General features: G+C 39.3%; 1 pseudogene. It reads left to right on the forward strand.

Features of this window, described 5'->3' with window-relative positions:
• Nucleotides 1-346: pseudogene (locus HC175_RS18515) on the forward strand (gfo/Idh/MocA family oxidoreductase); the annotation flags it as partial.
• Nucleotides 347-456: the final 110 nt, after the last annotated feature.

Consider the following 456-nt stretch of genomic DNA (forward strand, 5'->3'; position numbering starts at 1 on the left):
CGAGCATTGCGATATCATTTTTGAATATCCGGGAGATACTACTGCAATCCTGCAAAGTAGTATTATCGAAAATACGCCCACGCTTGGCGAAATCGAACTGGAAACAGCCGTTATAAAAATTGGCCCCACCTGGTACGAACCCACAGCAGTTTCCATCATTTCAAAAAATGGAACTGAAACCAAAGTTTTTGAAGCCGCATCTTATGGCTATGAATACGAAGCAAGACATGTTCAGGAAATGCTAAGGCAGAACAAAACGGAAAGCGATGTTATGACCTTTGAGAAAAGCCTGGAGCTTATTTCTTTACTTGATAAGACTCGGAAAGAAATTGGCCTTGAATTCTAAAGAAAAAAGCGGCTAAAAAAGCCGCTTTTGAATAGTATAAAATGTTTGGGATTACATTGCTCCCCACTCTTTTAAAGTGTCGCGGTTCATCTTTACATAATCTTTATTTC

The sequence above is a fragment of the Salinimicrobium oceani genome, from assembly GCF_012037645.1.